The organism is Streptomyces sp. NPDC002181 (assembly GCF_042890485.1).
Lineage (GTDB): Bacteria > Actinomycetota > Actinomycetes > Streptomycetales > Streptomycetaceae > Streptomyces.
Genome location: NZ_JBIASC010000001.1, coordinates 409800 through 432352 on the forward strand (window position 1 = coordinate 409800; position 22553 = coordinate 432352).

At 70.7% G+C, this 22553-nt stretch carries 21 protein-coding genes; 6 read left to right on the plus strand and 15 right to left on the minus strand.

The features are described from left to right. Window positions 1-13: 13 nt before the first annotated feature. Genes ACFYXV_RS01830 through ACFYXV_RS01845 form a run of 4 tightly spaced genes read right to left on the minus strand, consistent with a single transcriptional unit; the run spans window position 14 to window position 1942 of the window. Window positions 14-343, minus strand: a complete 330-nt coding sequence (locus ACFYXV_RS01830) for an RRQRL motif-containing zinc-binding protein (RefSeq protein ID WP_389381787.1) — start codon at window positions 341-343, stop codon at window positions 14-16. After that, on the minus strand, window positions 340-1344 hold the full coding sequence (locus ACFYXV_RS01835) for a hypothetical protein (protein ID WP_389382105.1): 1005 nt from the start codon (window positions 1342-1344) through the stop codon (window positions 340-342). Before ACFYXV_RS01835 ends, ACFYXV_RS01830 begins: the two co-directional genes overlap by 4 nt. A 56-nt stretch (window positions 1345-1400) precedes the next feature. Continuing rightward, the gene (locus ACFYXV_RS01840) at window positions 1401-1673 is read right to left on the minus strand and encodes a hypothetical protein (RefSeq protein ID WP_389381788.1); all 273 of its coding nucleotides are present in this window, start codon (window positions 1671-1673) and stop codon (window positions 1401-1403) included. Next, window positions 1670-1942 (minus strand): DUF6284 family protein, encoded by a 273-nt coding sequence (locus ACFYXV_RS01845; protein ID WP_389381789.1) that lies wholly within the window; start codon window positions 1940-1942, stop codon window positions 1670-1672. The genes ACFYXV_RS01840 and ACFYXV_RS01845 overlap by 4 nt, the downstream gene beginning before the upstream one ends. 685 nt (window positions 1943-2627) lie before the next feature. On the opposite strand from ACFYXV_RS01845, the gene ACFYXV_RS01850 reads away from it, so the two are divergent. Then, the gene (locus ACFYXV_RS01850; RefSeq protein WP_389381790.1) at window positions 2628-3059 is read left to right on the plus strand and encodes a GntR family transcriptional regulator; all 432 of its coding nucleotides are present in this window, start codon (window positions 2628-2630) and stop codon (window positions 3057-3059) included. Here ACFYXV_RS01850 and ACFYXV_RS01855 read toward each other — a convergent pair. From ACFYXV_RS01855 to ACFYXV_RS01870, 4 genes are all read right to left on the minus strand, one after another. Beyond that, window positions 3053-3997, minus strand: coding sequence for an NAD-dependent epimerase/dehydratase family protein (locus ACFYXV_RS01855; RefSeq protein WP_389381791.1), 945 nt, complete (start codon window positions 3995-3997; stop codon window positions 3053-3055). The genes ACFYXV_RS01850 and ACFYXV_RS01855 overlap by 7 nt on opposite strands. 11 nt (window positions 3998-4008) lie before the next feature. After that, a complete protein-coding gene (locus tag ACFYXV_RS01860) occupies window positions 4009-5415 on the minus strand; it encodes a helix-turn-helix transcriptional regulator (RefSeq protein ID WP_389381792.1) in 1407 nt (468 codons plus the stop codon). A 723-nt stretch (window positions 5416-6138) separates the two neighbouring features. Next, window positions 6139-7272 carry an IS630 family transposase gene (locus ACFYXV_RS01865; protein ID WP_389381793.1) on the minus strand — a complete coding sequence of 378 codons (1134 nt, stop codon included), beginning with the start codon at window positions 7270-7272 and terminating at the stop codon, window positions 6139-6141. A 54-nt stretch (window positions 7273-7326) separates the two neighbouring features. Continuing rightward, window positions 7327-7902 (minus strand): hypothetical protein, encoded by a 576-nt coding sequence (locus tag ACFYXV_RS01870; RefSeq protein ID WP_389381794.1) that lies wholly within the window; start codon window positions 7900-7902, stop codon window positions 7327-7329. 89 nt (window positions 7903-7991) lie between these two features. Here ACFYXV_RS01870 and ACFYXV_RS01875 point away from each other — a divergent pair, with 89 nt between their 5' ends. Then, the gene (locus tag ACFYXV_RS01875; protein ID WP_389381795.1) at window positions 7992-9047 is read left to right on the plus strand and encodes a YaaC family protein; all 1056 of its coding nucleotides are present in this window, start codon (window positions 7992-7994) and stop codon (window positions 9045-9047) included. A 438-nt stretch (window positions 9048-9485) separates the two neighbouring features. On the opposite strand, the gene ACFYXV_RS01880 is transcribed toward ACFYXV_RS01875, so the two are convergent. Further along, a complete protein-coding gene (locus tag ACFYXV_RS01880) occupies window positions 9486-11975 on the minus strand; it encodes a helicase-associated domain-containing protein (RefSeq protein WP_389381796.1) in 2490 nt (829 codons plus the stop codon). A 241-nt stretch (window positions 11976-12216) separates the two neighbouring features. Between ACFYXV_RS01880 and ACFYXV_RS01885 the strand changes: the two genes are divergently transcribed. From ACFYXV_RS01885 to ACFYXV_RS01895, 3 genes are all read left to right on the plus strand, one after another. Then, window positions 12217-13326, plus strand: a complete 1110-nt coding sequence (locus ACFYXV_RS01885; RefSeq protein ID WP_389381797.1) for an acyl-CoA dehydrogenase family protein — start codon at window positions 12217-12219, stop codon at window positions 13324-13326. After that, window positions 13323-14309 (plus strand): aldo/keto reductase, encoded by a 987-nt coding sequence (locus ACFYXV_RS01890; protein WP_389381798.1) that lies wholly within the window; start codon window positions 13323-13325, stop codon window positions 14307-14309. Before ACFYXV_RS01885 ends, ACFYXV_RS01890 begins: the two co-directional genes overlap by 4 nt. A gap of 175 nt (window positions 14310-14484) precedes the next feature. Then, window positions 14485-15294, plus strand: coding sequence for a BTAD domain-containing putative transcriptional regulator (locus ACFYXV_RS01895; RefSeq protein ID WP_385471461.1), 810 nt, complete (start codon window positions 14485-14487; stop codon window positions 15292-15294). 134 nt (window positions 15295-15428) lie between these two features. Here the strand turns inward: ACFYXV_RS01895 and ACFYXV_RS01900 are convergent, their stop codons facing one another. The 3 genes from ACFYXV_RS01900 to ACFYXV_RS01910 form a co-directional block, all read right to left on the minus strand. Then, window positions 15429-15929 (minus strand): flavin reductase family protein, encoded by a 501-nt coding sequence (locus ACFYXV_RS01900; protein WP_389381799.1) that lies wholly within the window; start codon window positions 15927-15929, stop codon window positions 15429-15431. 128 nt (window positions 15930-16057) lie between these two features. Then, on the minus strand, window positions 16058-16678 hold the full coding sequence (locus tag ACFYXV_RS01905) for an NADH oxidase (protein WP_366101109.1): 621 nt from the start codon (window positions 16676-16678) through the stop codon (window positions 16058-16060). Window positions 16679-16833: 155 nt separating this feature from the next. Continuing rightward, window positions 16834-18099, minus strand: a complete 1266-nt coding sequence (locus ACFYXV_RS01910) for an MFS transporter (protein ID WP_389381800.1) — start codon at window positions 18097-18099, stop codon at window positions 16834-16836. A gap of 288 nt (window positions 18100-18387) precedes the next feature. Between ACFYXV_RS01910 and ACFYXV_RS01915 the strand changes: the two genes are divergently transcribed. Then, a complete protein-coding gene (locus tag ACFYXV_RS01915) occupies window positions 18388-19623 on the plus strand; it encodes an acyltransferase family protein (protein ID WP_389381801.1) in 1236 nt (411 codons plus the stop codon). 76 nt (window positions 19624-19699) lie between these two features. On the opposite strand, the gene ACFYXV_RS01920 is transcribed toward ACFYXV_RS01915, so the two are convergent. From ACFYXV_RS01920 to ACFYXV_RS01930, 3 genes are all read right to left on the minus strand, one after another. Beyond that, window positions 19700-20338: an NADPH-dependent F420 reductase gene (locus tag ACFYXV_RS01920; RefSeq protein ID WP_389381802.1), complete on the minus strand. Its 639-nt coding sequence runs from the start codon at window positions 20336-20338 to the stop codon at window positions 19700-19702. A gap of 97 nt (window positions 20339-20435) precedes the next feature. Then, window positions 20436-21518, minus strand: coding sequence for a beta-ketoacyl-ACP synthase III (locus ACFYXV_RS01925; RefSeq protein WP_389381804.1), 1083 nt, complete (start codon window positions 21516-21518; stop codon window positions 20436-20438). A 169-nt stretch (window positions 21519-21687) separates the two neighbouring features. Then, window positions 21688-22506 carry a helix-turn-helix transcriptional regulator gene (locus tag ACFYXV_RS01930; RefSeq protein WP_389381805.1) on the minus strand — a complete coding sequence of 273 codons (819 nt, stop codon included), beginning with the start codon at window positions 22504-22506 and terminating at the stop codon, window positions 21688-21690. Between the last annotated feature and the right edge of the window lie 47 nt (window positions 22507-22553).

The window sequence follows — 22553 nt, forward strand, 5'->3', positions numbered from 1 at the left end:
AGAATCGGTGTGTTCAGGCGGGGAGGCGCGGAGTGTCCGCGCAGGGGATGCACATGCCGAGCGAGGCCGGGATCACGTACCCGGCATCCCGGCGACAGGCCGGGCACCAGCGGCGGGCCGCGTTCGCCTTCGCCAGGGCCGCGGCCCGGCGGACGGTCATCGGCCGCACCGGGCGGGCCAGGTCGATCCGGTACAGGTAGGCGACCAGCGGGCCGCGCCGGCGGCGGGGCCGCTCGACCTGCGCGGCGACGTCCTGTCCGCCGGGACGCAGGCCGAGGGCACGGAGCTGTCGGCGGGTGGCGAGCCCGTCGGGGGCAAGGCGCCACCGGTAGACGGTGGTCACCGGGGGCTCTCTTCCTGGGCCATGAGGGTGGCCCAGGCGCCCCGGATGCGGGCTTCGCCGCCGGTGAATCCGGACTCGCGGAACGCTGCGGCACTCTGCCGGTAGGACAAGGGCGGGTCGTCGGAGTACCGCAGGAACCTGAGGACGACCACGATCTGTTCGTCGGTCAGCGGCTCACCGATCAGCGGCGTGGAGACCCCGGCGATGGCCGCGAGCTGGTCGAGGGTCACGGGCGTGACGGCGGGTGTGACGCCCTCCCCGTCTAGACCGGTCAGCGAGTCGTTGACCTGCGTGTCTTCCCCGTCACGCCCACCCGTGACGGCCCCCTCCCCGGCACCCGGTTCGGGTACCGAGGGGAGGGCGGGAGTCACGGCCGCCGTGACGGCGTCACGCCCTGCCGTGACGGGGGCGATGGGGGGTGTGACGGTGATCGCGAACATGTCGCCGAGGGCGACGTCCGCGCCAGTGGTGATCCGCTCCCGCTGGACGTCCAGCAGCCGCGCCCCGAGCGTGGTGTCAGCGGAGCCGACCTTGCGGGCCAGGCGCCACGACGCCCGGTCCGACCGCTTGCGGATCTTCTTGTCGGGGTGGTTCGCGGCGCGGGCACGGTGATAGGCGAGAGCCTGGACCACGGCCGCCGCCCGCGCTTCGGCCTCAGCGTCCCGGCCGTCGACATGCACCACGATCCGCCGGGCCAGGAAGGCCATGCCCTCGGCCGAGACCGACATGCCCAGCGGGGTGATCGCGTAGATCACAGTGCGCGGCCCATCGGGGGCGGCGACGGCGGACATAGCCGACGCGGCGGCCGGCAAGGCCCACAATCCGGCGCGGACCACGGCCGGGGAGGACTGCCCCAGCATCGTCAGCCCCAGCAACACCAGCGCCAGGACCGCGGTCGCACCCTCGCCCGCGGCGACCGCGCCGAGTGCGGTACCGGAGTTGTAGGCGCCTTTGATGTTGGAGTAGGTGCCGTAGCCGCCGGCCGCGCCCGTGGCGAGCATCGGGGCGAACGCAAGACCGAGGACAGCCCTCTGGATTCCGGTCAGCGGGCGGCCGCTCACCACTCGCCCCCGTCCTTCTCGGCCTCGAACACGGCGTAGGTGACGGGCTCCTCGGCGGTCCGCGTACGGATCGCGTCTGCGGCCAGCCGCGGGTCCCGGCTAACGGCGCGGTTCGTTGCGACGATGATCCGCACGGCCAAGGCCCGGCGCTCCAGCAGCCGGTAGTAGAGCCGCTCGTCCTCATCGGCGATCGACGGCAGCGGCAGGTGCAGCGCCTCCACGATCGCGTCCAGCAGGTCGGCGTGAGCCGCTTCGGTGCGCTCATTCATGCCGCGTCCCCCGAGACCTGCGCACCGGCGGCGGCGCGGTTGGCCGCGTCCCGGCGGGCGGCCAACACCCGGTGGTGGGCCCGGCGGATCCGGCGGCCGTCGAACTCCGACGCCGGCCGGTCCAGCAGGACGATCAGCGCGTCCAGCAACTCCACCTCGGCCAGCACCACGGGCATCTCGGCCTCGATCGCATTCAGCTCCGCGTCCGTCGGCTCCAAGCCGTCGGACCACGGGGCAGCGAGGTTCTGAAGTGCAATGATGTGCTTCATGAGTCGTGTTCTCCCTAGCAGGTGGACGGCTCGCAGCGGCCCCGGTGTTCCAGCACCGGGGCCGCACTTCGTTGAAGCGGCTGCTCGATTCCACGAACAGCCACGGCCGCCGACGCCCGGAGTGCAGAGTCGGGCGTCGAGGACCGTGGTCATTGGTGAGAGTCGGACTGGGCTTCGCACGGCGCCACTCGTTCTGGGGGCGGTCCGAGTCCCCGGAAGTCGTCGCAGCCAATGTCTGGCCGTGCGGATCTTTAGAGCCGATGGCGTGTCCCCCTACGGGGTGTTGGGCTCGGTTGTGACACGGGCCCGTTCTCGGTCGGCTGGTCTCCACTCGCCTCGGCCGGTGCGGTCACGGCCGTCATGCTGCGGTGGATCACGCTGTTGAGTTGGTGGTCGAGCATTTGCGCAGCTCAGAGCAGCCCAAAGAAGGCCCCTCATGAGTGGTTCTTCAGCGATTGAGCCGCCGTTTCCGTGGCGGCCCTGCTTATTGACAAGCCTCTCCGCGCAGAGCTCCGCAATCGAATGACGGCTTGTCATACGAGGCTCGGCACGCCAGCGCCGCTCCCTGCCCAACATGGTGCACCTAGTGCACCATGTTGGCAAGTGGCTCGCCCTGCCCACGGGGAATGGATTACGGGGAGACTGGTGTACTAAGTACGACATCCCCGACTGGAGGACTCTCCCCGTGACAGAGTTTCGAGGGCAGCCGGCATACCTTCAGCTGGCCGATGACCTGCGGGATCGCATTCGCAGCGGCGAGATCCCGGACGGTTCTCCCCTGCCGTCAGCACAGGATCTGATCACAAGCTCCGGCGCCTCAAGCACCGTCGTGAAGAACGCCGTCTCTCTCCTGCGGGCCGAGGGATACGTGGTCGGCCACCAAGGCAAAGGGGTCTTTGCCCAGTTCCCGCCCCGCCTCGCAGATCACTCGCGCGGTGCCGCGGATTGGGCCCTGCCGCTACTGCAGGCAGGCATGGAGGTTGAAGCAGCCCTACGCGAGACTCTAGGAAAGGGCGGAGCCGGTACCGCGCACAGCGAAGCGGCCCTTGACCGCTGGCAGGCGGCATTCGCCGATCTGCCCGCGAGCGTCAAGGACCGCTTGACCAAGTCTCAGTGACTGTCGGCAGACACGACAGACCACGCGTCGCTCACCAGCTGCTCAAGGCTGGAGCGCTCCGGCTTCCACCCCAGATCAGCGGTGATCCTGGAAACGTCGGCCACCAGCCGCGGCGGCTCGGGCTGCGGGGGGCGGTGCAGCACAGGCACGCCCCTGCCCGTAACCCGTTCCACCGTGGCCACGATCTCCCGCATGCTTGCCGGGGTGGCACCCACGTTGTAGATCCGGTAGGAAGCGGAGGTGTTGGCCTCAAGCGCCATCACGTACGCGCGCGCCAGGTCGTCAACGTGCACAAAGTCCCGGACAGCGTCGCCGTCGCCGTTCATTTCGAGCTGCGGGTAGCGGCCGGCTGCCACCGCCACGGCCTTCGGGATGATGCGGCTCTCGTCCGCATCACCCACTCCACTGACGGCACCCGAGATGTTGAAGCACCGAAGGCTTACCGCCTTGATCGCGCCTGTCTCCGCGCGAGCCTGCAGCGCCCTATCGGCGGCCAGCTTCGACGTGCCGTACGGGTTGCTCGGAGCAGGAACGGTGTCCTCGCCGATGGGCTGATGCTCGGGTGCTCCGTAAACCGCAGCAGTCGAGCCGAGGACAACTGTCGGTGCCTGTGAGCCCGTAGGCGCGGCGGCCAGGGCATCGAGCAAGGTCACCGTGCCGCCGGCGTTGACGGCTTCGTACTCCTCCGGGCGTTCGAAGGACTCCCGGACCCGCGTGAGAGCGGCTAGGTGGCACACGCCCTGGACGCCCTCAAGGGCTTCCCTGAGGGCGTCCCCGTCTCGGATGTCGCCTCGGAACACGTGGGACACCGGCAGCTCCGGTACAGGGACGTCCGCCGGCCGATGGGTGAGCGCCACGGTGTCGTGGCCCGCCTCGGCGAGCCGTCGCACGACCGCATTGCCCACGAACCCGTACGCACCGGTCACAAGTACGCGCACTGATCTGCCTCTCAGCCCAGGATGAGCCCGCGGTGCTGCCACGCCAGGTCCAGGCACGCGGCGGCCGCGGACGCCAGGGGTTCATTGTCCAGCAGACGCCGGACGTTGGACTCGGTGAACTCGATGCCCGCGCCACTCCCGTTGGCGTTGCCTGCCACGACGGAACCCTCGGAGTTCCGGGACACCATGCCAGAGAAGACTGAGTCGTACACCTCCGCCTCGATGACCACCACGCTCAGGATCTCGCCTGCAAGCGTGAGGGGGTCCAGACCGATCCCGAAACAGTACGGGCGCACTTTGCCCTCGTGCCGAGCTTGGTTGAGCGTACGGAAGGGCTCCGTTCCGTCGTAGTCGATCGGCTCCCCACTACTGCCGTCGGCCTCCGGGTCCCCGAGGAACTCCTCGGCGTACTCGCGCAGGACGTTGCGCCAGAGGTTGAAGTCGTTCGCCTGGTCCCAGGGCATGACCGAAGACGGCTGGAACACCCCGGCCGGCATCACGTGGTACGTCCCTCCTGCCAGAGCAACGTTGCTCGCAGACCGGTGGTGTAGCGGAAAGGACGCCCCATCGGGTCCAAGCCGAATGGTCAGGGTGTCAATGGATGGCAGCAACGCCCTATGGGCCAGGTCGAACGGGTCTCCGACGAGCGTCCGGAACGGAAGTTCAGCCCAACTTGGCTCACCGATCCACGCCGCGTCGCTGCCCGTCTTCAGCCAAGCGCTCGCCAGCTCGTGCGCCACGCCCTCGCAGATGTCAGCCATGTCGAAGTAGGTCGTGTAGCCGAACGACAGCTTGGGCCGGCCTTCCGTTCGCCCCACGTCGAGCAGACGGAAACTCGGCCGGTTCACGAACAGCGACGGCCGGTCGATCATCCGAATTGCCTGGGTGTAGCGATCGAACTTGGCGCCGTGCGGTGCGAGCGGCCGAACTCCCTCTGCTTCCACCTCTCGCCCGCTGATCTCCGGCGGACTGGTCTGCGTCAGCCAGGCCAGTTCTACGTCCGCGAAGTCGACCGGCTCGGGCCACATCCACGAGTCACGAGTCAGCACCGGGCTGTTTCCTGCACGGGAGACGTCCGGGTAGAGGCGAGCCGCAGCCTGCGTAAGGTCAGCCCGGTGGCGATTGAGCTCGCGGCGCGTCATACGCCAACGCCGCTGATCGTCCACAGCAGCGAGCGGACTCCGCTCGCCCGGGCGACCGGTGACCGCTCCGACCGTCACCGCGGCATCGGCGGGCGGGAGCAGGCCCAGCTCGTCTTCGGGCAGCGCCAGCGCGTGAGCAAGCCGGCGAAGCTCGACCATGTCCCGGATAGTCCGCTTGCCGCGTTCGAGTAAGGACACGTACGACTGGTCGTAGCCGAGCAAGTCGGCGAGATCCTGCTGCTTGAGCTTGTGGAGTGCTCGATACGCCTTGAGCACATCTGCCAGGTTCGATCCGTCCGGAGGCGCACTCCGCTCGATATCGCCAGAAAGCCAATGCGGCGAAGTAGCAGCCGATACAGCGCGGCCGGGGCTACGCGAGTCCCCGGGACCGACGCTGCGGCGACAGGGACTGCACACGGTGTCGGTGTTACCACGGCTCAGCTTCGTTCCGCACCTCGCGCACAGCGCTGGCACGGTCGATGCAACGGTCATGAGCTTCTTATCCCTTCATAGGGAGGACAACGACCCTAGCTGGCAGAACTACGCGCCAGGTCGAACAGTTGGCTGCGATGCCGCTCACGGGTTCATGGACACACGGCAGATCGGGGCAGTTCGAGACCGTCTGGGTCCGCGGAGAGGGGCTCCCTACCTCATCAGGCACCCGGTTGCACTCCGCTCCGCAGGGCCGCTCTCCCAGCTCCGTTCGGGCGACGAGCTTGCCGTCGGACCGCTGGGTCGACGGCCGCCCCTCCTGCCGGGACAGGCCCAAGGTATGTCTCCGAGCCGCATCCAGCCCGCTGGCACATGCCCATCACCGACGCGTCTCCGACGGGGGCTCTCCGAATCTGGGATGGACGGGGCGCCTTCTCGACTGCCGGCTGCGTGAGGTTGAGGCGGGCAGCTCTATCCCACCTGCCGTCGGCTCAGGCGAGCCGAGCGGGCGCGGTCAACTGCAGGCAGGATGTGAGCTAAGGGGCGGAGGACTGGGCTAGTGCCGTATCAGGCAACGTTCGCCCTGTCGACGACGGCGCGTAGGCGTCGGTCGTCGGCGTGGCGGTTTCGCCAGATGATGTAGCGGCGGATCATGCTGCCCTGTTCTTTGTGGTCGGCGTGGTCGGTGCCGTCGAGGGTGAAGTAGCGCAGGGCGGTGAATTGGGCCTCGATGCGGTTGAGCCAGGAGCTGTTGGTGGGGGTGTAGGCCATCTCGACGTTGTTCGCCGCGGCCCAGGTGCCGACGCGCTGGCATCGCTTGGTGGTCAGGTGCGGGGAGAAGTTGTCGCTGATGATCGCGATGCGGACCTCTCGCGGGTAGAGGCTGCGCAGGTAGCGGCAGAATTCCAGGAACTGTGTCCGCCTCTTGACCGGCTTGATGTGGCCGTAGAGCTTGTCCTTGGCCAGGTCGAGCGCGGCGAACAGGTGGCGCACTCCGCCGTAGCGGTTGTAGGTCGCCCGGCGCCGTCGGCGTGGTTCGCGGGCGGGGTCCTTGTGCTTGCCTCCGCGTTCGGCCCACTGCCGTCCGGCGTGGGGCATCAGGTTGAGGGGGCCGAACTCGTCCATGCAGAAGATGACTTCGGGCTCGCCGTCCTCGGGTGTGACCTCGCCGTCGGCGATGGCGTAGAGGTGTTCGACTCGGGCCTTCTTGGCCGCGTAGTCCGGGTCGCGTGAGGTCTTCCAGGTCTTCAGGCGTTGAAAGGAGACGCCTTCCTCGCGGAGCAGGATGCGCAGGCCCTCGTGGCTGATGTCGTCGACCACCCCCTCGGCGACCAGGAAGTCCGCCAGTTTCGTCAGACTCCAGGTCGAGAACGGCAGGTCGTGCTCGGTGGGCTTGGACTTGGCGATCTTCTTGATCTCGCGGCGTTCAGGCAGCGTGAACGTCTTCGGCCGTCCGCCCTTGTACTTCGGGTACAGCGAGTCGAAGCCGTCCGTGTTGAAGTTGTGGATCACATCGCGGACACGGTCGTCGCTGGTGAACGACACCTCGGCGATCCTCGCCACTGGCATGCCCTGCGCGGACAGCAGCACCATCTGGGCCCGCCGCCAGGTCACCACCGACCCGGTGCCCCTGCGGATGATCCGCAGCAGCCGCCTGCCCTCGTCGTCATCGATCTCACGCACCCGCACACGTTCAGCCACGTGATCATTCTGACCGCACCACGCCACCTCCCGCAGCAACCAGCCGACACATCATCACAGGGCGAACGTTGCCTGATGCGGCACTAGCGGCGGGTCACCCGACTGATCGTCAGTGGTTCCCTCAGAACTGCGTGCAGCAGGCTGCGGAAGGCGGGTCATCCCGCTCCGCGTCGAGGTTGCGTTCCATCCAGCAACAAAAATGTCGCTGCACAGACGTTCAATCTGCATCGCGATCTCTTCCATCTCAGGAATGGTGATCGCGGTGACGGATGCACCCAGCTGCTTGCGCAACGGCATCATCGCAGACAGAGCTGGGCCATCCTCTGTCCTGACGAAAATGGAATGCACGATCTTGTTGCGCCGATTCTTCAGTTCCCGTGCACGCACAAGGCACTCTTTGATAGGAGGAACGTCTTCAGGAGCGACGTAACCCACCGTGAGAGCCAGCTCGCACAGTTCGATGAGGCGAGCTGTTCCGTCGGCGTTCGCGTAGACGAGGAGCGTGGGCTCAAGAGCGATACTGCCCAGCAGGTTATGTAGATGCTTGTCGAGTAGCGCGCCCGCCACTGTCACACGGCCCACGGCTTCGAGGAAAGGGTCCCGCTGCGGAGCGGGCGTGTCAGGCGCCATGCCGTGCATGCTACGGACGCGCCGAAGCTACATCATCTGGTTTTGAAGAATCGCTCGGCTGCGATCATCGTCACTGGCAACATGGGGCAATGGTTCGCAGACCGTATCCCACGTACCGTGATCAGACGTTCCCCGCGACAGCGGCAGTATGGAGGGCGCTACGAGAGCTCCGTCCGTACCCGCCGGGCTACGCGAGCAAGGGCCCGCGCCAGAAGCTGTTCAGCGCAGCACTGGAGCAGTCGGAGCAACTCTTCACCGCAGCCGCCTCGGTTGGACCGGCGTCCAGGCCACTTGTGCTTTTCTACGGCCTGAGCCAGGCAGGTAGGGCCATCGCAGCCTGTGCTCCCGTTCCCGCTGACAAATACCGTCTAAGCGGCCACGGGATCGTCGCAGCCAATATGGACCAGCCAGACCTGGGCTCGGTCACCATCAAAGACAAGGGCGCACCCGGAACTCAGTCGTTCACGCAAGTTGCGGCGATGCTCGGATCGCGATCGCTACCTAGCGAAGCTCGTCTTGCGGAGGTGTGGGCGTCGATCTCGGAAGTAAGTCTCTGGCCCTTGCAAGCGACAGCCCGTCCGCAACTCTCAGTTACCAGAGAGACGCATCAGGTAGACGCCGATACGTTGCAGGCGATGGTGTCCGGATTGCCTGGAAACCTTCAAGAGCATACGAATCCGCAGGATCGTGAGCAGGCCGTGAGCGCGTGGCTCGCCGACTATCCGTCATTGAAGGGGTACCGCTTTCGATCGATTGGCGCCATCCCCGATAGTGGGCCGGAGAGCTGGGATTCGATGCAAGGTACGATCGGCTGCCGCCTGGTATGGGACGTAGCAGGCGGAGAGGAGGCCGCCGAGAGCCGGTTCGAGGACATCGCACCATGGAAGGGGCGAAGCCTCTCAGGACCCACCCGCGTGATCCACGCGCTATTTGGCGGCGACGACCGCGAGCTCCACCCTCTGCTGGCATGGTGGGCGGTGCTCTACACGCTATCGATGCTTGCCCGCTATCAGCCAGGCCAGTGGACCGCACAGATCGACGTGAACCGCAGCAAGGACGCTGTAGCGATCGAGTACCTCCTGGACAGCGCCCTTGCCGCGGTGCCTGAGCTGATCCTCGCCGCTATCGACGAGGTGACGACCTAGACTCGCCGGCGTCGACTGGTGACCTTCCCTCGGCACTCCGCGCACGGTACGCGATAGAGATCAGCCCGGACATTGTTGACTGAGAAAGAAGCTGCAGGTCAGCTGGCATATCTGGCAGCCCCTTGGCGTGCCCTCCGGAGCCGTGTGCGCAGGTTCGAATCCTGCCGGGGGCACTTCGCAGGAAGTGCCAGAGAAACCCCTGACGCAGAGATGCGCGTCGGGGGTTTTCTTGTTTCGTGCCGCAGGACACACGGCCCATGTGGGCTGCGCCCTCTTCTTCCGCGCAGGGTGCGGGAGGTTCTTGTCCTCCGGTCCCCCGCGCGGGACTTCGAAGCCGTCGGCCGCGGGTGGCTGCTCAAGCGGGTGGCCGGCGCCTGCGGCTGCCCGTGCGTCAGGCCTGCGGCGCCCGCCCCGGTTCCCTGGGTGGTGGTGCGTCTCCTAGCTGTCCGCGGTGAGGGTGGCGGCCAGTAGGCGGGCGCTCGCGGGGGCGCCTCCGGTCTGTTCCGAGTGGCCCGCGTGGGCCTGGTCCAGGGTGGGCAGGGGGTTCGGGGCGCGGTCGGTGGGGGCGCGGTCGAGGACGGTGGTGCCGGTTTCGGCCTCCTGGGTGGGGGCGTAGCCGGCCGCGCGGAGGACGGCGAGGGTCTGCTCCGGCGGGGCCGTGGAGATCAGGACGGTCGGGGCGATCCGGCGCAGGCGGAGACCGGCCAGGCCACGGGCCCGGGCCACTTCGGCGATCAGTCCGGGGTCGTCCGAGCGGATGCAGCAGGCGGAGCGGACGACCTTGAGTCGTCCGTGGGTGCGGGCCGTGTCCTTGATCGTGTAGGCCAGTGGTTGCGGGAGCGGCGCATTGCGCTCGCTCGCCGCTTTGAGGCGGTCGAGGAGTTCCTCTGCGTCCCAGCCCGAGTCCAGGGCCCGGCGTACGGAGGTTGCCCTGATCCGCCAGACCACCGCGTGCCCCTCGGACTCGATGTCGCCGACCGCGGAGAGGAGATCGGCCAGGGCGGGTACGGGCGCCCCCGTCACGGTGGCGGTCAGGTCGCTCTGGAAGCGGGCGGTGCCGCTGGGTTCGGGCAGCGTCGCGTACAGGGCCTCGCGGAGGGTGGTCACCGCCTGGGCCAGGGCGGGGCGGTGGGCGAGGTCCTCGCCCAGCCCCTCGCAGCCGCGGGCGGCGGGGTCGGCGCCCGCGCCGGGTACTGCCGGGTAGTGGTGTGCGGCTCCCGCGTCCAGCAGCCGGCACAGGGCCCGCCCGAGGGGGGTGAGGGCGCCGTGGGCCACCACTCCGAGCAGGGCCGCCTCCGTCAGGGTGGCCGCCATGCGGTCGAGCACTCCGTCCAGGCCGGTCAGCTCTCCGGTTCCGTCGGCGGTCAAGTGGCCGCGCAGGGCCGGCTGGAACCACGCGGCCAGGGACAGCAGTTCGGTGTATCCCCGCGCGTTCCCGGTCAACCCGTGTCCGTCGGGCAGGACGGCGAGCGCCCGCAGGATCCCGGTGCGCAGGGTCACGGCGTCCTGGTCCTGCGGGCTGACGAGCGCGACCGGGGTCTCGTCCGGGTCCGGCCAGTGGCTGAGAACCGCGGGGACCACGGCCCAGGCGGCCAGCAGCGGCAGCAGCTTGCCCGCCGCCGGGGCGGCGGCCCAGGCGTCATAGCGGTCGCTCGGCAGCAGCCGGGCGGACGGCTTGGGGCTCTTGGAGTCGTGGCGGCCGCGGGGAACGGAGGCCGGTCCGCCGCCCGGGGGTGCGGCCAGGGGCGCGGCCAGGCCTGCGTTCACCGCGAGGTCCAGCCACAGCCGGGTGTCCGCCTCGTCGGCCCCGGCCGCCTTGGCCAGCCGCCGCGTGTCCCGTACGGCGATCCCGCCCGACTTGCGGATCGCGACCGGCTCGGCGGCCAGCGCCCGAAGGGCCAGTTCGGCCCGCCAGGCGGCCGCCGCCGCGGCCGTACCCCCCTCGCCCTCCCAGCCGGGCGGCAGCGGCGCGGTGGCGGTGAACGGCTCCGGTTCCAGCCGGGGGCGGGGGGCCGTGCCCCCGTCGCGGAGCGCGCGGGCGATCTCGTAGGGAAGCTCCACCAGGTCGGGACCGACGGGGACCAGCAGTCCGCGCTCGGCCAGCCAGTCGGTTCCCTGGTCTCCGCTGCCGCCCTCCCGGAAGACGTACTTGGAGTCGGGGGAGGCGTACTGCGCCCCGTACCGGCTGACGAAGCAGTGCGTGCGCAGCTGCGGCGGGCCGGGCACCAGGTGGTCCAGCAGCTCCCGGACGCGGGCCGGGGCGTCCGCCACCAGTGCCCGCACCCGCGCCGGATCGGCGAGCAGGGCGGTGATCAGCTCCTGAGCCCGGTCGCGGGTACGGGCCGGGCCCTCGCCGAAGAGTTTCGCTGCGATCCGCTTGATCTCGGGGGCGTTGTAGGCGTACGTCAGCAGCCGGTCGGCGGTGCGCCCGTAGCCGTCGAACCCGGCGGCCCTGACGTGCAACAGCGGCGGCAGCGCCAGCTTCCCCTCGGGCGTGGGGAGCAACAGCGCGCGCTCGCGCAGTCGGGCGAGCGTGTGCTCCGCCCGCAGCCGCTCCTGCCCCGGCTCGAACCAGGCCAGTACGTCCCGCTCGGGCACCAGTCGGTCCCCGGGCTCCACCGCGACGACGGGCCTGCGCTGTTGCCAGGGATACCGAGGGCCGTCCTCGGCTTCGTCACCGGCCACGGGGCCGTGTCGCTCCAGGGCGAGGGCGGCGACGGAGGCGAGCAATTCCAGTTCTCCGGCGGTGCCCGCCATCAGGCCGTGGCACACCGACGCGTCGGTGAGCAGGTGTTCGGCGAGGTCGCGGAGGGTGGTGATCTCCCGGTACTCGGCGGCGAGCGGCAGATCCCGCTCCTCCAGCAAGGCCGTCAGCCGCTCGGCATCCAGGGTGCCCAGCCATTCCACCAGGGTGGTACGCGCGTTCACCCGGCCAGGCCAGCCCTGTCCGGTCACCCCGCGGGGGTGAACCTGCCGCATCGACACCGCAACGGGGCACCGCCCCGCAGCCGCCTCGGCGGCCGTCACCGCAGCCGCCTCCGCGGCCGTCACCGCAGCCACCTCCGCGCCCGTCGCCGCGGCGGCCGGGGGCTCTAGGCGGACGCGAGTTGGGGTTGAGAGGGGTGTGGGATGGTCCGGGCCGCTTGTCGGTGGTTTTTGGGGAGGCAGGATGGTTACGGGGACCGGGCTCGTCGAGCGGGCCGGGGAGTTGAGGGAGTCGGCGCGGCGGCGGGCCGCCGATGCCGAGGAGCAGCGGCGGCTTACTCCCGATGTGGTGGCGGGTGTGCTGGAGAGCGGGTTCGCCCGGCATTTCGTGCCCGTCGGGTTCGGCGGGGCGGAGGGCGGCTTCAGTGAGTTCGCCCGCGCCGTGGCCGTCGTCGCCGAGGGGTGTGCCGCTGCCGCCTGGTGTGCTTCCGTCGCGTCCAGTCTGGCCCGGGTGGCCGCCTTTCTGCCGGTGCAGGGACAGGCCGAGGTGTGGGCGGGCGGGGCCGACGCGTTCGTCGTCGGGTCGCTCTCGCCCGCCGGGAAGGCCGTGGCGGCGCCCGGTGGGTGGCGCGTGTCCGGGAGCTGGGCCTGCGTCAGCGGAGTCGACTTCTCCGACTGGGTGGTGGTCTGTGCCGTGCTTCCCGGGCAAGGCGGCGCGCGGTTGTTCGCCTTGCCGCGCGGGGCCTACGCCGTCAAGGACACCTGGAGCGCGTCCGGGATGCGGGGTACCGGGAGCAACACGGTCGTCGTCGACGACGTGTTCGTGCCCGAGTCGCGGAGCGTGGACCGGCAGCGGCTGTTCGACGGGCCCGCCGTGCCGATCCAGGCCGTGAACGGGCTGTCGTGCGCGCCCTCCGCCCTCGGCGCCGCCCGCGGCGCCCTCCGGCTGTGGACCGGCGACACCGCCCGGCGGCTCGCGCGCGGCGCCGGCAAGGCGGGGGGTCCCGGGCCCTCCCTCGGTACGTACGAGGCCGTCCTGGCCCGCAGCTCCGGCGAGATCGACGCCGCCGCGCTGCTGCTGGAGCGGGCGGCGCACGTCGCCGACCGGGGCGCCCTGATCACCGAGGCGGAGATCGCGCGCAACGTCCGCGACTACGCGCTGTCCACCGAGCTGCTCGTCGGCGCCGTCAACCGGATGTTCGCCGCTGCCGGTACGTCCGGGCAGAGCGCCGGGAGTCCGCTGGAGCGGGCCTGGCGCGACGTCAATTCCATCGCCACCCACATCGCCCTGACCTTCGACCCGGCCGCCGTTCTCTTCGCGTCCCGTCCCTTTGCCCTGGAGGCAGCAGCATGACCGGTGTTCCGACCAGGTTCCTGGGTGAACTGGCCGTTTCCGCGCAGGGCCTGGGCTGCATGGGCATGAGCCACGGCTACGGCGCCACCGACGACGCCGAGTCGGTCGCGACCCTGCACCGCGCCCTCGACCTCGGGGTGACCCTGCTCGACACCGCCGACTTCTACGGCAGCGGCCACAACGAGGAGCTCATCGGGCGGGCCGTCGCCGGGCGCCGCGACGAGGTCGCGCTGGCCACGAAGTTCGGCTTCGCGAACCGGCTCGGCGAGCCCACCCTCGTACGGGGCGACGCCGCCTACGTACGGCAGGCCTGCGAGGCCTCGCTGCGCCGGCTCGGGGTCGACCACATCGACCTCTACTACCAGCACCGGGTCGATCCGCGGGTCCCGATCGAGGAGACCGTCGGCGCCATGGCCGAGCTGGTACGGGCCGGGAAGGTGCGCCACCTCGGCCTGTCCGAGGCCGGTGCGGGAACCATCCGGCGGGCGCACGCGGTGCACCCGATCGCCGCGCTGCAGAGCGAGTGGTCGCTGTGGTCCCGGGACGTGGAGGCGGAGATCGTCCCGGTCTGCCGCGAGCTCGGCGTCGGCGTGGTCCCGTACGCCCCGCTCGGGCGCGGGTTCCTGACCGGCCGGTACGGCTCGGTGGAGAAGCTGGCGGAGACCGACGTACGGCGCGGGCACCCGCGCTTCGCCGACGGCAACCGCGAACGGAACCTGGCGATCGTCGCGAAGCTGGACGAGCTCGCGGCGGCGAAGGGGGTCACCGCCGGGCAGCTGGCCCTGGCCTGGGTGCAGCACCGGGGCGGGGACGTGGTGCCGATCCCGGGCACTCGCCGGCAGCGCTACCTGGAGGAGAACCTCGCGGCCCTGGCCGTCGAGCTGTCGCCCGGGGACCTCGCCGCGATCGAGGCCGCGGCGCCGCCCGAGGAGATCGCGGGCACCCGCTACGACCCGACCGGGCTCACCTTCGTCAACGGCTGAGCCGACGGGGCCGGTTCCCCCTCCGCCCCCTCCGCCCCCTCCGCCCGCCTCCGCCCCCTCCCCCCTCCGCCCGCCTGCCGCCCGTCAGCAGGCGGGCGGAGGCGTATGAGAATTTCATGTCCGCTCGTGCCTTCGTCACTGGCCGCCCGCTCAAGGCGGCTGCGATGCTGAATCCATGGAATTCGGAGTTCTCGGACCGCTCGAAGCCCGTATGCACGGCACGTCCATCGCACCAACCGCCGGAAAACCCCGCCAGATCCTCGCGCTGCTCGCCATCCGCGCGGGACGTGTCGTACAAGTGGAAACGCTGATGGCCGAATTGTGGGGCAATGCCATTCCCCGCAGTGCGGCCACCACGCTCCAGACCTACATCCTCCAATTACGCCGGAAACTCACGCAGGCCGGCGTGCAGCAGCAATCCGGCCGGAACGCCAAGGACGTACTGGCGACCTGTTACGGGGGCTACCGGCTCGCTCCCGAGGAGTTCTCCCTCGACCTGTCGGCGTTCCAGCAGCTGGTGCGCCTCGGCGGCCGGACGATGGCCGAGAACGACCCCGCGAAGGCGTCGGAGCAGCTCGGCCGCGCCCTGGACCTGTGGCGCGGACCGGCCTTGATCGACGTCCCGGTCGGCGAGGTCCTCAGCACGGAGGTGATCGGCATGCAGGAGGAACGCGACTGGGCGCTGGAGATGCGCCTCGAAGCCGACCTCAGCCTCGGCCGGCACGCGGAGATCCTCGGCGAGCTGCGCATGCTCGTGAGCCAACAGCCGCTGCACGAGACCCTGTCCGCCCAGCTGATGACCGCCCTGTACCGGGCCGGGCACCCCTGGCGCGCGCTCGACGCCTTCCAGGCGCTGCGCCACGCGCTCATCAAGGAGCTGGGGGTCGAACCGTCGCCACGGCTCCAGCGGCTGCACCAGGCCATCCTGGCCAACGACACCGGCCTCCAGGTCCCCTCGGCCACCTTGCACGCGCTCTCCGCGTAGGCCGTGCCCCGCGAACCCCTCGGGACGGCGCCGCCGTGCGCCGTACGCCGTACGCCGCGCACCGCGCGAACGACGAAGCTCCTGGCGGACACCGTGTCCGCCAGGAGCTTCGCCGTTGCTCCGGTCGCGAGCGCTCAGTGCTGCACGGCCAGCCGGCGGTCCGGTTCCCACCTGCCGAACTCGCCCTGCCGGTACAGGGCGGCCGGGCCGCCGAAGGTCTCGCTCTCCTCGATCCGCCCGATCAGCAGCAGGTGGTCCCCCGCCTCCACGGTCTGCACGAGCCTGCAGCCGGCGTACGCCACCGCGTCCTCGGTCAGTACGGGAACCCCCGCCAGGCCTCCGCGCCAGGCCACGCCCTCGAACTTGCGCTCCGTCTTCCCGGCGAAGGCCAGGGCCGTGTCCCGGCCCCGGTGGGCCACGAAGTTCATCGCGAACGCCCGGGAGGCGAGGATCGCGGGCAGGGTCCTGGAGCCCTTTCCCGCGCACAGCAGGACCAGGGGCGGGGCCGCCGACACGGCGGAGAAGGCGTTGCAGGTGAAGCCGGCCGGCTCGCCGTCCGCGCCGAGCGCGGTGACGATCGCGACAGGGGTCGCAAAGGAACCGAAAACCTTACGGAAGGTGTCCGCGTCCAGCATGGTGTCCACTCCGTCGAGTCAGGCACGGGACGTTCCCGCTGCATGCGCCGCACTATCGGTCACGTGGCTTGAAACCATCTGGACGGGGGCTCGGCCGGAACCCAAGCCTCCCTTGAGCGGCGCCGCCGCTACGCGGGCTCGTCCACGGACGTGACCAGGCCCGCGGCCGCCAGGTAGCCGACGATGTCCTCGGTCACCTGCGGCGGCAGCGGCAGGGCGGCCGACACCGCGGTGAGCGTGGTCGGCCAGGCGAGCGTCATCGCCACCCACGCCGCCTCCTGCCGGTGCAGGACGACGCGGTGCGGGGAGCGGTCGGACTCCAGGACGCATCCGGTACCCGACTCCGGCACGGTGAACGCCACGTGCCGGGGCAGGCACACCCGTCGCTCGCCGGCCGGCCGGATCAGGACGAACGAAGCCGCCGAGGACAGCGGGACCACGGACAGCAGCGGCCCTTTCAGGTCGTCCACCCCGAGGGTGCGCACCACGAGGTGCGACAGCTTGCTGAGCGCCGGCAGCGTGAAGGGGCACTGGTCCTCGGGCCCGCTCAGGGCATTGGCCAGCAGGACCGGCCCGAGCTCCATCCTCCGCAGGACCTCGCGCACCGCCGGGCTGGGCCGGTCGAGCCGGTCCTCGCCCCAGCGGCTGGTGAGGAGGAGGACGTCCCCGCCGGCCCCCTGATCGACGATCACGTCCTCGGACAGCGACCAGAGATGGAAGGTCTGGACACCCCCGGTCGTATACCGCATGTTGCACCTCTCTAGCCGGGCGGAGGGTTTCACGAGTATGGCCGCGCGCCCGAGCCTGACGACAGGTCGTGCGCCATACGGCCACCATGAATTCCTCATGCCGCCCCTGAGGGCCCGTCACACGGGCCGCGTCGGGATACGTGGACTCGCGCCGGTCAGGACCCGGCGCGCTGCGGCGTCCCGTCCCCGGTCCGGCCGAAGACGGCCGTGGTCAGCATCGCGGCGAGCGCGAACGCACCGGCGACGATCATGGCCAGGCGCGGCCCGTTGGAGTCGATGATCAGGCCGCCGATGAACGAGCCCACGCCGATGGCCCCGTTGAAGGCGGCGACGTAGAGCGAGGAGGCGGCCTCGCTCTCCTCGGGCACGAGCCGCATGACCCAGGTCTGCAGGGCGACCGGGAGCGCTGCGTAGAGCACGCCCCAGCACACCAGCATCGTGATGACGAGCGGCCCGCTCGCCCCGCCCGCGTACATCACCCCCATGACGACGGCCAGCAGGCCCGTGCAGCCGATGATGCTCGTGCGCAGGGCCCGGCCGACGACGGCGCCCGCCGCGAAGTTCCCGGCCAGCCCGGCCGCGCCGAAGACCAGCAGCAGTGCGCCGACGAGGGAGGGCCGGACGCCGGTGACCTCCTCCAGGAAGGGGGCCACGTACGTGAACGCGAGGAAGTGGCCGCTCATGATCAGTGCGGTGACGCCGACGGCGACGCGCAGCGGACGGTGGCGCAGTACGTGCCGCAGCGCGGCCAGGCTGCCGCTGCCCTTCGCGGGCAGGGCGGGCATGAACAGCAGGCTCGCCCCCAGGACGAGGAAGCCGAGGAAGCCGACGCACACGAAGGCCGCGTGCCAGCCGGCGGACTGGCCGACGGCGGTGCCGAGCGGGGTGCCGGCGACGGAGGCGAGGGAGATGCCGCCGAGGACGACCGAGGTCGCGCGGACGGCGTGCCGCTCGGGGACCAGCCGTACGGCGATCGAGACGGCGACGGACCAGAACACCCCGTGCGCCAGGGCCACGATGAGGCGGGCGGTCAGCAGCAGCGCGTAGCCGGAGACCGCGGCGGCCATGAAGTTTCCGGCGACGTAGAGGACCATGAGGCCGACCAGCAGCCATTTGCGGTCCACGCGGCCGGTGAGCGCGGTCAGGGGCGCGGCCGTCACGGCGGCGAGCACCGCGAAGCCGGTGACGAGGAAGCCAGCCGAACCCTGCGAGACCCCGGTGCCCTCGGCGATGGAGGGGAGCAGCCCGATGGGCAGGGTCTCGGTGGTGACGAAGGAGAAGACGCCGAGGGCCAGTCCGATGACGGCCAGCCAGGACCGCCAGGGCGAGCCCGGCGAGCCCGGCGGGGCGGCGGCCGCAGGGCCCGGAGGGGCCGTCGCCGGGGACGTCGTACTGCTCTGGCTCTTCACGCTGGTGGGCATGGCTGCTCCCGGGTCGAGGAATGTGTGCGAGGGAATGCGCGCGAGGGAATGCGCGCGGAGTGTGCGCGGAGTGTGCGCGAGGCGAGAAATTGCGCCACGTGATGACGCCCGGATTTCAAAAGCGGAGGGTTCCGCCGGTGAAATCCTCTCGCGCCCGCACGTGCGGAGGAAGTGCCTGCGACCCCTGGTGGTGGCACCAACCGGATAAGTACGCCCCGGCAATTGGGCCGCGACTCGGGTAGCTTTCCTGGCGTCTTTCCCAGATCCCTCTTCTGAAGGAGCAGCATCGTGTCGACGGACAGAATGCGTACCCGGGTGACCCGCCTCGACACGCTGACCGGGTTGCGCTTTCCCGCTGCCTTCGTGGTGTTCCTGTACCACGCGGCACTCCTGGGCTTCTTGGGCGTCCCCTGGCTGAGCAGTGCCTCGGCCGTCACCACGTACTACGACGCCGTGGCCCACGCCGGCGCCCTCGGCGTCACGTTCTTCTTCGTGCTCAGCGGCTTCGTGCTGACCTGGTCGGCCCGGGACACCGACACCGCGCCGCGCTTCTGGCGGCGGCGCTTCCTCAAGATCGTCCCGAACTACGTCATCGTCTGGGCACTGGCCATGCTGGTGTTCGCGGCGCCCATCACGGACATGACGATCGGGCTGCTCAACTTGTTCATGGTGCAGGTCTGGTACCCGGACTTCGCGATCAACTTCGGCGTGAACCCGGCCGGCTGGTCCCTGGGCGTGGAGGCGGTCTTCTACCTCCTCTTCCCCGTCCTGCTCCACTGGATCAAGAAGATCCCGGCCCGCCGGCTCAACTCGTGGGTCGTCGCCGTCGTCGCCGGCATCATCGCGACCCCGCTGCTCTCGACCCTGCTGGTGCCGGCCGGCGCGATGATGGCCACCGAGCCCGACACCTCGGTCAACCAGTACTTCTTCTCCTACATCCTGCCGCTGCCCCGGGTGCTGGACTTCGCCCTGGGCATTCTCGTGGCCCGTTCGGTGATGGCGGGCCGCTGGCGCAACATCGGCATGGTCTGGTCGGGCGTCCTGCTCGCCGCCGCCTTCGTCCTCGGCTACTTCACCCCGCCGATCTACTCGACGCGCGCGGTCTGCGTCATCCCCGCCGCCCTGCTCATCGCGGCCGGCGCCATCGCGGACGACGAGGGCCGGTTCACGCTCTTCCGCAACCGCGCGATGGTCTGGCTCGGCGACATCTCCTTCGCCTTCTACCTGGTGCACTACACGGTGATGGTCGCGGTGTGGAAGCTGCTCGGCAGCCACGCGTACTCGAATCCGGCGGCCGTCGGGCTGATGGTGCTGGCCATGGGCGTCGCGATCCTGGCCTCATGGGCGCTGTACACCCTGGTCGAGCGGCCGATCACCCGGCGCTGGTCGAACCCGAAGGGCGCGAGGAGGCGGGGGAACCCGGAGAGGACGCCGGCGCCGGCCACTCCTGCGGCCGTCGCCGCCTCCCTGCCCCTCGAAGCCCGCGGCGCCGGCGAGAAGGTCGGCTCCTCCCCCGCCGCCTGACCGCCGGTACGCACGCGAGAGGGACCGCCCGCCCCTTCCGGCCCGAGCCGGGGGGCGGGCGGTCCCGTTTCCCGCGTCAGAGGCCGGCCGCGGCCCGCAGGCCCGCCGGAGTGGAGACGTGGCCGAAGAGCGCCCCGCCGGGATCGAGGGCGGCAGACTCCTCCAGCCCGCCGAGAGGGACCGGTACGAAGCCGGCGTCGCGCACCAGGGTTTCCGTGACCTCCCGGGCCCCGGGATCGTCGGCCGCGGTGCCCATGCCCCAGAAGTGCGGCTGCCGCGTACCGCGCGACCACAGCAGCTCGTCGGGGAAATGGCAGAACGCGCGGGTGACGGCGCTGTCGGGGAGGCGCCCGGCGGTCCAGCTCCCCTGGGTGACGCCCGGTCCGAGCACCGAGACGAAGAGCCCGTCGTCCGAGAGCCCGATCGGGCTGGTCGCGTCGATCACGGTCTTTCCGGCCAACGGGCCCGCCAGCTGCCGCAGCAGTCCGTCGAGGGCCGGGTGCGGGACGGACAGCAGGACGACGTCGCTCGCCCCGGCCGCGTCCGCGTACGTCGCGGCGCGCGCCCGTTCGCCCAGCGGTTCCACGAGGGATCCGAGCCGGCCCGGGTCCCGGGAGCCGAACGTCACGCGGTGCCCGGCCGCCGCCCAGTGCCGGCCGAGCGGGCCGCCGATGTTGCCCGCGCCCAGGATGCCGATGTTCATGTCCGTGCTCATGGGGATCTCCTCGCTTCCGTGTCCGTACGTACGAAGTCGGCCGCCGGTCACGGTGACCGGCGGCCGACTCAGGGGGTTGGTTCGGGGGGTCGGTTGTTCAGTACGCGGTGACGTCGGGCCAGACCAGAGCGGTCGAACCCCAGGTCACGCCACCGCCGAAGGCGCTCATCAGCACCCGGTCGCCCGGGGTGACCTGACCGCCGGCCACGGCGTCGGCCAGGGCCAGCGGGATGGAGGCGGCCGAGGTGTTGCCGACGCGGTCGAGGTTGACGACCGTGCGCTGCCGGGCCATGCCGAGCTGGTCGGCGACGGCGTGCAGGATCCGTACGTTCGCCTGGTGGCCCACGAACCAGTCCACCGAGTCCGCGGCCCAGCCCGCGCGGTCGAGCATGGCCTGCGAGGAGGCCGCCATACGGGTCACCGCGTGCCGGAACACCGACTTGCCCTGCATGGTGAAGTACGCGTCGGCCGGGTCCGGTTCGGGGGAACCGGCCGCGGCCGACCGCTGCCGGGAGCCGCCGCCCGGGACGATGATCAGGTCCTTCAGCGAGCCGTCGCTGCCCAGGTCGTACCCGAGCAGTGCTCCGGGCTCGGTGGGGTCGCCGGCCCGCAGCACCACGGCTCCGGCGCCGTCACCGAAGATCACCGACGTGGTGCGGTCCTCCGGGTTGAGGATCGTCGAGTACGTCTCCGCGCCGATGACGAGTACGCGCTCCGCGATGCCCGCGGCGATGGCTCCGGCCGCGGACGCGAGCCCGTAGACGAAGCCGCTGCACACCGCGGCCACGTCGTACGCCGCCACGTCCCGCAGGCCCAGCCGGGAGGCGACTTCGGGAGCCGTCGCCGGGCACGGGTGGTCCGGGGTGGTCGTGGCGAGCACCACCAGGTCGATCTCCGCAGAGCCGGCCGACTTCAGCGCCCGCTCGCCCGCCGCCACGGCGAGGTCGCCGGTGGCGGTCCCCGGGTCGGCCCAGTGCCGCCGGGTGATGCCCGTACGGGTGCGGATCCACTCGTCCGAGGTGTCCATGGTCCGGGACAGCTCCTCGTTGGTCACGACGCGGGGCGGGACGAACGTCCCGAGCCCGGTGAGGACCGCCGTCCGGCCGCGGCCCGGCGCACCGGTGGCGCGGGGGGCGTCGCCGGCACCGCCGGCATCGGTGGCATCGGTGGCATGAGTCAAGGGGGCCTCCATAGTCGCCGGTGCGGGACGCCGCTGCCGGGCACGGTGGAACGGGCCGCTCTCCACGCGGGGGCGGGCCACCCGACGATTCTGCGGCGGCGCCCGGAACCCATCCAGACCGTGCCGCCGGTGGTGGTGGGACCACCACCCTGGCGGCGGCCGCCCACGGCTACGACCAGGCCGACACCGGCCCGGCGGCGCCCGGCGGCAGGTACACCAGGAGCCGGGTGCGGGCGGCCTCGTCCAGGTCCATGGTGAAGAGCACGAAGGAGACCCGCCCCTCGCGGGGGTGGTCCACCTCGACGGTCACCGGCGCGAACTCCTCGACCTCGTGGCGCTCCCACAGCTCGGCGAAGCGCGGGTCGCTCCCGGCCAGTTCGCCGGCGATCTCCTCGTACCGCGGATCGTCGGCGCCGTACGAGGACTGCAGTCGGAAGCGGGCGGTCATACGGCGGGCCAGCCGGGGCCGGTTCAGGTACCGCTCACCGTGGGATCCGGAGAAAAGGCTGGTCAGGAAGTTGTCATTGCCCTCGCGGCCCAGGCGCAGCACCTCGGCGGCCCCTTCGTTGACCGCGAGGACGTCCCAGTACCGGTCGATGACGCAGGAGGGTCCCAACAGCTGGGTGTCGACCATCCGTTGGAACAGGCCGGAATCGGGGAGGTCCGCGGACACCAGCGGCAGCGGGGGGTTGGCGTCCGCGAGCCGGTACAGGTGCACCCGCTCCCGTTCGTCGAAGCGCAGGGCGCGGCTGATCGCGTCGAGTATCCCGTCCGAGACCTTGATGGGGCGGCCCTGTTCCAGCCAGGCGTACCACGACGCGCTCACCCCGGCGAGGACCGCGACCTCCTCTCGGCGCAGCCCCACGCGGGCGCGCCGGGCGGCCGTCGCCAGTCCGACGTCCTCGGGGGAGAGTGCGGCCCGGCGGCTCCGCAGGAAGTGCGCCAGCTCGGTGCGCTTCTTCTTCGTACGGTCGGTCCCTAACGGCATGGCGTCCATACCGCCCGAAGGTAGGTCACACCACCACGCGGTGTCAG

Bases quoted from the DNA above. Each gene is read 5' to 3' on its own strand.
- ACFYXV_RS01835 (WP_389382105.1), bottom strand. From the start codon at position 1,344: ATGCTCGCCACGGGCGCGGCCGGCGGCTACGGCACCTACTCCAACATC.
- ACFYXV_RS01885 (WP_389381797.1), top strand. From the start codon at position 12,217: ATGGTTACGGGGACCGGGCTCGTCGAGCGGGCCGGGGAGTTGAGGGAG.
- ACFYXV_RS01930 (WP_389381805.1), bottom strand. From the start codon at position 22,506: ATGCCGTTAGGGACCGACCGTACGAAGAAGAAGCGCACCGAGCTGGCG.
- ACFYXV_RS01870 (WP_389381794.1), bottom strand. From the start codon at position 7,902: ATGGCGCCTGACACGCCCGCTCCGCAGCGGGACCCTTTCCTCGAAGCC.
- ACFYXV_RS01840 (WP_389381788.1), bottom strand. From the start codon at position 1,673: ATGAATGAGCGCACCGAAGCGGCTCACGCCGACCTGCTGGACGCGATC.
- ACFYXV_RS01905 (WP_366101109.1), bottom strand. From the start codon at position 16,678: ATGCGGTATACGACCGGGGGTGTCCAGACCTTCCATCTCTGGTCGCTG.
- ACFYXV_RS01875 (WP_389381795.1), top strand. From the start codon at position 7,992: ATGGTTCGCAGACCGTATCCCACGTACCGTGATCAGACGTTCCCCGCG.
- ACFYXV_RS01910 (WP_389381800.1), bottom strand. From the start codon at position 18,099: ATGCCCACCAGCGTGAAGAGCCAGAGCAGTACGACGTCCCCGGCGACG.
- ACFYXV_RS01845 (WP_389381789.1), bottom strand. From the start codon at position 1,942: ATGAAGCACATCATTGCACTTCAGAACCTCGCTGCCCCGTGGTCCGAC.
- ACFYXV_RS01895 (WP_385471461.1), top strand. From the start codon at position 14,485: ATGGAATTCGGAGTTCTCGGACCGCTCGAAGCCCGTATGCACGGCACG.
- ACFYXV_RS01920 (WP_389381802.1), bottom strand. From the start codon at position 20,338: ATGAGCACGGACATGAACATCGGCATCCTGGGCGCGGGCAACATCGGC.
- ACFYXV_RS01890 (WP_389381798.1), top strand. From the start codon at position 13,323: ATGACCGGTGTTCCGACCAGGTTCCTGGGTGAACTGGCCGTTTCCGCG.
- ACFYXV_RS01900 (WP_389381799.1), bottom strand. From the start codon at position 15,929: ATGCTGGACGCGGACACCTTCCGTAAGGTTTTCGGTTCCTTTGCGACC.